This window comes from Kitasatospora sp. MY 5-36, assembly GCF_001182915.1.
Taxonomy (GTDB): Bacteria; Actinomycetota; Actinomycetes; order Streptomycetales; family Streptomycetaceae; genus Kitasatospora.
Window position 1 is genome coordinate 1 of sequence record NZ_LFVW01000446.1, and the last position, 9777, is coordinate 9777.

At 72.5% G+C, this 9777-nt stretch carries 7 protein-coding genes; 6 read left to right on the plus strand and 1 reads right to left on the minus strand.

The genetic code is table 11. From position 1 onward, the window contains the following. Window positions 1-125 precede the first annotated feature (125 nt). On the minus strand, window positions 126-1208 hold the full coding sequence (locus AE652_RS26210; RefSeq protein ID WP_082345973.1) for a LacI family DNA-binding transcriptional regulator: 1083 nt from the start codon (window positions 1206-1208) through the stop codon (window positions 126-128). A gap of 150 nt (window positions 1209-1358) precedes the next feature. On the opposite strand from AE652_RS26210, the gene AE652_RS26215 reads away from it, so the two are divergent. From AE652_RS26215 to AE652_RS26240, 6 genes are all read left to right on the plus strand, one after another. After that, window positions 1359-2648 carry an ABC transporter substrate-binding protein gene (locus AE652_RS26215; protein ID WP_049655751.1) on the plus strand — a complete coding sequence of 430 codons (1290 nt, stop codon included), beginning with the start codon at window positions 1359-1361 and terminating at the stop codon, window positions 2646-2648. A gap of 204 nt (window positions 2649-2852) precedes the next feature. Beyond that, on the plus strand, window positions 2853-3725 hold the full coding sequence (locus AE652_RS26220) for a carbohydrate ABC transporter permease (protein ID WP_049655752.1): 873 nt from the start codon (window positions 2853-2855) through the stop codon (window positions 3723-3725). Between the two features lie 6 nt (window positions 3726-3731). Continuing rightward, complete coding sequence (locus AE652_RS26225) at window positions 3732-4673, plus strand: carbohydrate ABC transporter permease (protein ID WP_082345974.1); 942 nt, start codon at window positions 3732-3734, stop codon at window positions 4671-4673. An 83-nt stretch (window positions 4674-4756) separates the two neighbouring features. Then, complete coding sequence (locus AE652_RS26230) at window positions 4757-6028, plus strand: glycosyl hydrolase (protein ID WP_049655762.1); 1272 nt, start codon at window positions 4757-4759, stop codon at window positions 6026-6028. A 41-nt stretch (window positions 6029-6069) separates the two neighbouring features. After that, on the plus strand, window positions 6070-9117 hold the full coding sequence (locus AE652_RS26235) for a glycoside hydrolase family 38 C-terminal domain-containing protein (protein WP_049655753.1): 3048 nt from the start codon (window positions 6070-6072) through the stop codon (window positions 9115-9117). 64 nt (window positions 9118-9181) lie between these two features. Then, a partial coding sequence (locus AE652_RS26240) for an ROK family protein (RefSeq protein ID WP_049655756.1) occupies window positions 9182-9777 on the plus strand: 596 nt, incomplete at its 3' end.

The window sequence follows — 9777 nt, forward strand, 5'->3', positions numbered from 1 at the left end:
CGCCGCCGGGCCCCCGGCGCACCGGAGCGGCGGCGCGGGGAGCGGGACGGTCGGCGGGACGGGCAGCGGGGGCCGGACGGAGTGCGGCGGAGCGGACCGAGCGGCTGCCGCTCGGCGCTGCGAGGCTAAACCGGTTCAGAACCGCTGTCAACGATGCGCGCGACAACCACTCCGGAGGGGGAAGTCCCGGGCGCGCCGGGCGGCGAGGTGGACTCCCGTACGGTCAGCCGCGGCGTGGGCATCTGGAGGTCCCGCCCCGCACCGGCCCCGTCCAGCGCCTCCAGCAGGCTGCGCGCGACCTGCTCGCCGAGCGCGAAGGTGTCCCGGCTGAGCGCGGTCAGCGGCGGGTGCACGATCCGGGCGAGCACCGAGTCGTCGAAGGAGACGATGGACAGCTCGCCGGGCACCGCGACCCCCATCTCCCCGGCCACGCCGAGCCCGGCGACGGCCATCACGTCGCTGTCGTAGACGATCGCGGTGGGCCGCCCGGCCCGGGACAGCAGCGTCCGGGTGGCGGCCGCGCCCTCGGCGTCGCTGAAGTCGGTGGGCACCGACACCGCCTCCTCCAGCCCGAGCCGGCGCGAGGCGTCGCGCAGCGCGCGGATCCGCCGCTGGGTGTGCTGGAAGTGCGGCAGCCCGGCGAGGTGGGCGATCCGCCGGTGGCCGATGGCGGCCAGGTAGTCGACGATCGAGAGCATCGCCTCCCGGTCGTCGGCCCAGATCCGCAGCTGGTTGCCGCCCTTGCCGGGCCCGCCCAGCACCACGGCGGGCAGCCCGAGTTCGTCCAGCACCGGCAGCCTCGGGTCCCTGACCTGGAGGTCGACCACGATGAAGCCGTCGACCCGGTGCTCGGAGGCCCAGCCCCGGTAGACCTCGATCTCGGCGGCGGTGTCCTCGACCACCATCAGGTGCAGCGCGATCGAGCTGGCCGAGAGCACCGCCTGGAGCCCGGACAGCAGTTGGCTGAAGAACGGCTCGACGCCGATGGTCCGGGCCGGCCGGGCGATCACCAGGCCGACGGCGTCGGACCTGGCTCCGCCGAGGGCCCGCGCGGCGCTGTGCGGGCGCCAGTTCATCTCCTCGGCGACCCGCAGGATCCGGGCCCTGGTCGCCTCGCTGACGCCCGGCCGGCCGTTGAGCGCGAAGGACACCGCGCCCTTGGAGACACCGGCCTGGCGGGCGATGTCGGCGATCGTCGGTCTGCCCACAGAACCCGACTCCTCTCTTGACATCCAAGTTTAGGCGGGAGCATAGTCCCTGGCATAGCTAGACCGGTTTAGTTAGTCAGGTTGCGGAATCCGACACAACCCCCGAGCTCGGCACGATCCCCCACCCACCCCCAGGACCGGGAGACCCTCATGCGAAGAATCTGGGCGGCACTGACCACGACCGCGCTCGCCACCGCCGCGCTCACCGGCTGCGGACTCGGTTCCGGCGACACCAAGGACAGCGACGCGGTGGCGAGTGCGGCCGCCACCGGCGAGGTCAAGGGCAAGGTCTCGATCCAGACCTGGTCGCTCAAGCCGAAGTTCACCGACTACATGCAGGGCGTGCTGGACGGCTTCAAGAAGAAGTACCCCGGCGTCGACGTCGATTGGCTCGACCAGCCCGGTGAGGGCTACTCCGACAAGGTGCTCAGCCAGGCCGCCGCCGGCAGCCTGCCCGACGTGGTCAACCTCCCGCCGGACTTCGCCTTCCCGCTGGCGAAGAAGGACGTCCTGCTGGACATCGCCAAGGCCGACCCCAAGCTCGCCGAGGAGTACGTCCCCGGCGGCGTGGACGCCTACCGGTTCAACGGCTACCAGGGCACCTTCGGCTACCCCTGGTACCTCAACACCGATGTGAACTACTGGAGTTCCGAGCTCCTGACGAAGAACGGCCTGGACCCGCAGAAGCCCCCGGCCAGTCTGGACGAGCTGATCGCCCAGGCCCGGACGATGAAGGAGAAGTCCGGCGGCCAGACCTACCTGATGAGCCGCAAGCCGGGCATCGGGGACCTGTACAACATCGGCGTGAAGATCATGTCCGACGACGGCAAGTCCTTCACCTTCAACACCCCCGAGGCCGCCGCGCTGCTCGACAAGTACCGCGACGCCTTCAAGGAGGGCCTGATGCCGAACGGGGTGCTCACCGACACCTACGCCGGCAACTCCAAGCTCTTCAGCTCCGGCACGGTGGCCTGGACCACCGGCGGCGGCAACTACATCACCAGCCTCGCCACCGACAACCCGACCCTCGCCCCGAAGGTCGTCTCCTCCCCCGCGATGGCCACCCCGCCGCTGTACGTCCAGGGCCTGTCCATCCCGAAGAACACCAAGAACCCGGCCGCCGCGGTGGCCCTCGCCCGCTGGGTGACCAGCCCCGAGAACCAGGCCGCCTTCGCCCACCTGACCAGCGTGTTCCCGTCCACCAAGGCCTCCGCGAACGACCCGTTCTTCAGCAAGAGCGACGGCACCAACGCGGGCGACGCCAAGGTGACGGCCTTCGCCTCGCTCGCCAAGGCCAAGCTGATCCAGCCGGTCGAGGTCGACGACGCGATGGGCACCATCATCAAGCAGCAGTTCGCGCTGGCCATCAGCGGCGACACCAGCTCCAAGCAGGCGCTGGACACCGCCGTCGAGCAGTGCAACAAGCTGCTCAAGGGCTGATCCGACGCCGCCCCGGCACCAACCCCGCGGTGCCCCACCCCGCACCGGCGAAGCACCGGAGGCGTACCGGAGACGTACCGGAGACGTTCCGGCGCCGCACCGGAGACGTACCGGCGAAGTACCGGTGAAGCGGCGGGCCTCCCCCGCGCCCGCCGCTCCCCGGGAATCACCCGCACCACCCCCAGGCCCCAGGAAGGCAACGGCATGACCCACCGGCGTTGGTTCACCCCCTGGCTGCTCGCCGGGCCCGCGATAGTCTGGCTGGCCGTCTTCAACCTCTGGCCGGCCGTCAACACGGTGATCCTGTCCTTCACCAACGCCAAGCCCCTGGGCGGCGGGCAGTTCACCGGCCTGGAGAACTACGGCCGGCTGCTGGACGACGACCAGCTCGCCGACGCCCTGGTCAACAGCATCGTGTTCATGCTGGTCTGCCTGCCGCTGCTGACCGTCCTGCCGCTGCTGCTCGCCCTGCTGGTGCAGCGCAAGGTCCCCGGCATCACCTTCTTCCGCACCGCCTTCTACACCCCGGTGATCGCCTCCGCCGTCGTGGTGGCGCTGATCTGGGGCTGGGTGCTGGACGAGCGGGGCCTGGCCAACGGCCTGCTGCAGCAGACCGGGCTGGCCGACTCCCCGGTCGCCTTCCTGACCGACCGCTGGCTGCTGCTGTTCAGCGCGATCGCCCTGACCGTCTGGAAGGGCCTCGGCTACTACATGGTCATCTACCTGTCCGCGCTCGCCAACGTCCCGCGCGAGCTGCACGAGGCGGCAGCCGTGGACGGCGCCGGACCGCTGCACCGGTTCTGGCACGTCACCCTGCCCGGGGTGCGCCCGACCATGATCCTGATCTCGGCGCTGATCTCGGTGAGCTCGCTGCGCGTCTTCTCCGAGCTGTACGTGCTCTCCAACGGCCTCGGCGGCCCCGGCGGCCGGGACATGTCGGTGGTGATGCTGATCCAGATGTACAGCCGCGGCTTCAACGGGCACCTGGGCTACGCCTCGGCGCTCAGCCTGCTGCTGTTCGTCGTCACCCTCGGCCCGATGCTGTTCCTGATGCGGCTGAACCGGAAGGCGGCCTGACCCCCCATGACCACCGTCCGCACGCCCCAGTCCCCCGACACCCCCGCCGAGCCCACCAGGGCCGCCAAGGCCGCCAAGGCCGCCAGGCCCACCGGCCCCGCCGGGCGCTCCCGGAGCTTCAACACCCCCTCCACCGCGCAGACCGCCGCCCGCTACCTGCTCCTGGTGCTGGTCCTGCTGCTGGTCATCGGCCCCTTCCTGTGGCAGCTGTCGACCTCCCTCAAGGGCCCCGCCGAGGACGTCTACACCCGCACCCCGAGCTTCCTGCCCGACCAGCCCACCCTGGGCAACTACGGCAAGGTCGCCGAGGTCATCCCGGTGTGGACCTACGCGCTCAACTCGGTGATCGTCGCCGTGGTCTGCATCACCGGCAACGTGGTCGGCTGCACGCTGGCCGGCTACGCGCTCGCCCGGCTGCGCTTCCGCGGCGCCAAGCTCGTCCTCGGCCTCTTCCTCGCCACCCTGATCCTGCCCGGCGAGGTCACCATCGTCTCCCAGTACGTGCTGGTGCGCGGACTCGGCCTGGCCGACACCCTGGCCGGCGTCGCGCTGCCCGGCTCGATCGCGATGCTCAACGTGCTGCTGATGCGCACCGCCTTCGCCGCCGTCCCGGCCGAACTGGACCAGGCCGCGCTGGTGGACGGCGCCAACGTCTGGCAGCGGCTGTGGCACATCGGCCTGCCGAACGTGCGCGGCATGCTCAGCGTGATCGTGATCTTCACCTTCATCGGCGCCTGGGACGACTTCCTGTGGCCGCTGATCGTGCTCAACGACCCGCAGAAGTACACCCTCACCGTCGGGCTCCAGTACCTCAACGGCACCTTCGCCGCCAACCCCCGGCTGATCGCGGCCGGCACCATGATCGCCTTCCTGCCGATCGTCGTGGTGTTCGGCGTCTGCCAGCGCTTCTTCTTCAAGGGCGTCGAGGAAGGAGCCGTCAAGGGATAAGCCCGACCGGGGACCGCCCCCGCCGGTGACGACCCACCGTCCGTACGCCCCACACCCGTTGAGGAAGCCCTCCGATGACCCCGATGACCACCGCTCCCCGCTTCGGCGTCAACTACACGCCCAGCGCCGGCTGGTTCCACCACTGGCTCGACTTCGACCTCGACGCCGTGCGCGCCGACTTCGACTCCATCGCCGCCCTCGGCCTGGACCACGTGCGGGTCTTCCCGCTCTGGCCGGTCTTCCAGCCCAACCGCACCCTGATCCGCCCGCGCGCCGTCGAGCAGCTGACGGCCCTGGTGGACGCGGCCGGCGAGCGCGGTCTCGACGTCGCGGTGGACGGCCTGCAGGGCCACCTGTCCAGCTTCGACTTCCTCCCGTCCTGGACGCAGACCTGGCACCGGCGCAACATCTTCACCGACCCCGAGGTGCTCGACGGCCAGGCCGCCTACCTGCGCACGCTCGCCGACGCGCTGAGCGAGCGGCCCAACTTCCTCGGGATGACGCTCGGCAACGAGATCAACCAGTTCTCCGGCGCCCCGCACCCCGACCCGGACCGGGCCACCCCCGCCGAGGCGGAGGCCTGGCTGCGCCGGATGCTCGACGCCTGCGAGCAGGGCGCCCCCGGCCGGCTGCACCTGCACGCCTCGTACGACGCGGCCTGGTACCTGGACGAGCACCCGTTCACCCCCTGGCACTCGGCCCGAATCGGCGCCGCGACCGCCGTGCACTCCTGGGTGTTCAACGGCACCGCCCAGCGCTACGGCGCCCACTCCACCGCCACCGCGCAGCACGCCGCCTACCTGGTCGAGCTGTCCAAGGCCTGGGCGGACGACCCGACCCGCCCGGTCTGGCTGCAGGAGGTCGGCGCGCCCGCCCCGCACATCACCCCGCAGGACGCGGCGCGCTTCACCGGCGCCACCGTGGAGGCCGTGCTGGACTGCCCGGACCTGTGGGGCGTGACCTGGTGGTGCTCGCACGACGTGGACCGCTCGCTCGCCGACTTCCCCGAACTGGAGTACAGCCTCGGCCTGTTGACCACCGACCGGACGGTCAAGCCGGCCGGCGCCCGGCTCGCCGAGGCCGCCGCCGAGGCCCGCCACGCCGAGGCCCGCCGCTCCTGGCAGCCGCCGAAGCCGCGCAGCACCGCCGTGGTGGTCGCCACCGGCGACGAGGCCCTCTCGCCCCGGCGCTCGGTCTGCGGCCCCGGCGGCCCGGTGTACGAGGCGTTCATGCGCCTCGCCGAGGAGGGCGCCCGCCCGACCACGGTGCTCGCCGAGCGCGCCGAGGACCGCGAGCACCTCGCCGCGCGCGGCATCACCGAGGTGGTCCACCCCTCCGACGTACCGTCCCTCTAGCCAGTCCGTTTCCCCTCAGCCACGCAACGGAGCCCGCTGACATGCACGATGACCGCACCCTGGTCGAGTCCCGCCTCAAGCGCGTCCTGGACGAGCGCATCCGCCCGGCCGTCTACCCCGAGTCCGTCCCGCTGGAGGTCGGCATCTGGACGGCTCCCGGCGAGCCCGTCCCGGTCGCCGAGGGCCTGGCCGCCCCGCGCACCCCGATCACGGTCGGCGACGCCTGGGGAGCGCCCTGGGGCACCAGCTGGATCACCGTGACCGGCACCGTCCCGCGGGAGTGGGCCGGGCGCACCGTCGAGGCGCTGATCGACCTCGGCTTCGACGCCAACATGCCCGGCTTCCAGTGCGAGGGCCTGGTCTACCGCCCGGACGGTTCCCCGGTGAAGGGCCTCAACCCGCAGAACCAGTGGGTGCGGATCGCCGCCCCGGCGGCCGGCGGCGAGCAGGTGCTGCTGCACGTCGAGGCCGCCTCCAACCCGGTCATCCTGGACTACCACCCCTTCCTGCCCACCGAGTTGGGCGACAAGGAGACGGCCGGCGACCAGCCGCAGTACAAGCTGGCCCGGATGGACCTCGCGGTCTTCGACGAGACGGTCTGGCAGCTGGTGCTGGACCTGGAGGTGCTCGGCGAGCTGATGGCCGAGCTGCCGGTGGAGGGCGCCCGCCGCTGGGACGTCCTGCGCGCGGTCGAGCGGGCGCTCGACGCCGTCGACCTCCAGGACGTCAACGGCACGGCGGCGGCGGCCCGTTCGGAGCTGGCCGGTGTGCTGGCCGCGCCCGCCGTGCCGTCCGCGCACCGGATCAGCGCGATCGGCCACGCGCACATCGACTCGGCCTGGCTGTGGCCGCTGCGCGAGACCGTCCGCAAGGTGGCCCGCACCACCGCCAACATGACGGCGCTGCTGGAGGACGAGCCGGACTTCCTCTACACCATGTCCCAGGCCCAGCAGTTCGCCTGGATCAAGGAGCACCGCCCCGAGGTGTACGCCAGGGTCCGCAAGGCCGTCGCCGAGGGCCGGTTCGTCCCGGCGGGCGGCATGTGGGTGGAGTCCGACACCAACATGCCGAGCTCGGAGGCGATGGCCCGGCAGTTCGTGCACGGCAAGCGGTTCTTCCTGGACGAGTTCGGGGTGGAGAACCACGAGGCCTGGCTGCCGGACACCTTCGGCTTCACCGGCGGCCTGCCCCAGATCATCCGCAACGCGGGCTCCAAGTGGCTGCTGACGCAGAAGATCTCGTGGAGCCAGATCAACAAGTTCCCGCACCACACCTTCCTCTGGGAGGGCATCGACGGGACCAGGATCTTCACCCACTTCCCGCCCGTGGACACCTACAACTGCTCGATGAAGGGCAGCGAGATCGCCCACGCGGCGAAGAACTTCAAGGACAAGGGCGTCGCCCGGCACTCGCTCGCCCCGACCGGCTGGGGCGACGGCGGCGGCGGTACCACCCGCGAGATGGTCGCCAAGGCGGCCCGGATGAAGGACCTGGAGGGCTCGGCCACCGTCCGCTGGGAGAAGCCCGCCGAGTTCTTCGCCAAGGCCGAGGCCGAGTACCCGAACCCGCCGGTCTGGGTCGGCGAGCTCTACCTGGAGCTGCACCGCGCCACCCTGACCAGCCAGGCGAAGACCAAGCAGGGCAACCGGCGCAGCGAGAACCTGCTGCGCGAGGCCGAACTCTGGTGCGCCACCGCCGCGTTGCGCACCGGCGCGGAGTACCCGTACGAGCAGCTGGACCGGATCTGGAAGACGGTGCTGCTGCACCAGTTCCACGACATCCTGCCCGGCTCGTCCATCGCCTGGGTGCACCGCGAGGCCGAGGCGACGTACGCGGCGCTGGCCGGGGAGCTGGAGGCGCTGATCGGCGCGGCCCAGCAGGCGCTGGCCGGGGCGGCCGCCGGCGGGCGGGAGCTGGTGTTCAACTCGGCGCCCCACGGCCGCTCGACGGTGCCGGCCGGCGGGGCCGCCGCGGTCGGCCTGCCGGACGGCACCTGCGAGGCGGTCGAGCGCCCCGGGGGCGGCTTCACGCTGCGCAACGGCCTGCTGGAGGTCGTCGTGGACGCGGACGGCCTGATCGCCTCGGTGGTCGAGACCGCGACCGGCCGGGAGACCGTCGCCCCCGGCAGCCGGGCCAACCTGCTCCAGCTGCACCCCGACTTCCCCAACATGTGGGACGCCTGGGACGTCGACCAGTTCTACCGCAACACCGTCACCGACCTGACCGGCGTGGACTCGCTCACCGCCGCGTCGTCCCCCGCCGGGGCCTCGGTGCGGATCGCCCGCTCCTTCGGCTCCTCCACCGTCGTCCAGACCCTCACCCTGCCGGCCGGCGAGCAGCGGGTGGACATCGACACCGAGGTCGACTGGCACGAGACCGAGAAGTTCCTCAAGGCCGCGTTCCCGCTGGACGTCCACACCGAGCGCTACGCCGCCGAGACCCAGTTCGGCCACCTCTACCGGCCCACCCACACCAACACCAGCTGGGACGCGGCCAAGTTCGAGGCCTGCAACCACCGCTTCGTCCACCTCGACGAGCCCGGCTGGGGCGTCGCCCTGGTCACCGCCTCCACCTACGGCCACGACGTCACCCGCACCGTGCGCCCCGACGACGGCGGGACGACCACCACGGTCCGCTTCTCGCTGCTGCGCGCCCCGCGCTTCCCCGACCCGAAGACCGACCAGGGCCTGCACCGCTTCCGGCACGCCCTGGTGCCGGGCGCGGCGATCGGCGACGCGGTCCGCGAGGGCTACCGGATCGGCCTGCCCGAGCGGACGGTCACCGGCAGCGCCGAGCGGGTCGCCCCGCTGGTGGAGCTGGACAACGACGCCCTGGTGGTGAGCGCCGTCAAGCTCGCCGACGACCGCAGCGGGGACCTGATCGTCCGGGTCTACGAGGCCGGCGGCGGCCGCGCCCGGGGCCGGCTGACCACCTCCTACCCGCTGGCCGGCGCCGTCCCCTGCGACCTGCTGGAGCGGCCCTGGGACGGCACCCGCGGCGAGGTGGCGGTCGAGGACGGCGCGGTGCGCCTCGCGCTGCGCCCGTTCGAGCTGGTCACCCTGCGGCTCAGCGCCGCCCGCCGGGGCTGATCTACGCTGTTCGGCGCCCCGGCCCCCCGGCCGGGGCGCCGCCCCCTACTTCCTGGAGCCCACCGTGCCGTTCACCCCGCTGTTCGCCGCCCTCGACATCGGCGGCACCAAGATCGCCGGAGCGCTGGTCGACGCCGACGGACGGCTGCGGCACCGGCTCCAGCTGCCCACCCCCGCCACCGAGCCCGGCGCGGCCGTGCTCGCCGTGGTGCACCAGGTGCTGGAGCGGCTCGCCGGGACGGCCGACTGGGCCGCCGTGACGGCCGTCGGGATCGGCAGCGCCGGCCCCGTCGACCTCGCGAACGGCACCGTCAGCCCGGTCAACATCCCCGGCTGGCGCGGCTTCCCGCTGGTCGCCGCGGTCGCCGCGCACCCGGCGGTGGCAGAGCGCACGCTGCCCGTCCACCTCGCCGGGGACGGCGTCGCGATGGCCGCCGCCGAGCACTGGCAGGGCGCGGCCCGGGGCGCCGACAACGCGCTCTGCCTGGTGGTGTCGACCGGCGTCGGCGCCGGACTCGTGCTCGACGGCGCGGTGCGCCCCGGCCCCAGCGGCAACGCCGGCCACCTCGGCCACATCACCGTCGACCTGGACGGCGAGCCCTGCCCGTGCGGCTCCCGCGGCTGCCTGGAGGGCCTCGCCAGCGGCACCGCGATCGCCCG

Bases quoted from the DNA above. Each gene is read 5' to 3' on its own strand.
- AE652_RS26215 (WP_049655751.1), top strand. From the start codon at position 1,359: ATGCGAAGAATCTGGGCGGCACTGACCACGACCGCGCTCGCCACCGCC.
- AE652_RS26220 (WP_049655752.1), top strand. From the start codon at position 2,853: ATGACCCACCGGCGTTGGTTCACCCCCTGGCTGCTCGCCGGGCCCGCG.
- AE652_RS26225 (WP_082345974.1), top strand. From the start codon at position 3,732: ATGACCACCGTCCGCACGCCCCAGTCCCCCGACACCCCCGCCGAGCCC.
- AE652_RS26230 (WP_049655762.1), top strand. From the start codon at position 4,757: ATGACCACCGCTCCCCGCTTCGGCGTCAACTACACGCCCAGCGCCGGC.
- AE652_RS26235 (WP_049655753.1), top strand. From the start codon at position 6,070: ATGCACGATGACCGCACCCTGGTCGAGTCCCGCCTCAAGCGCGTCCTG.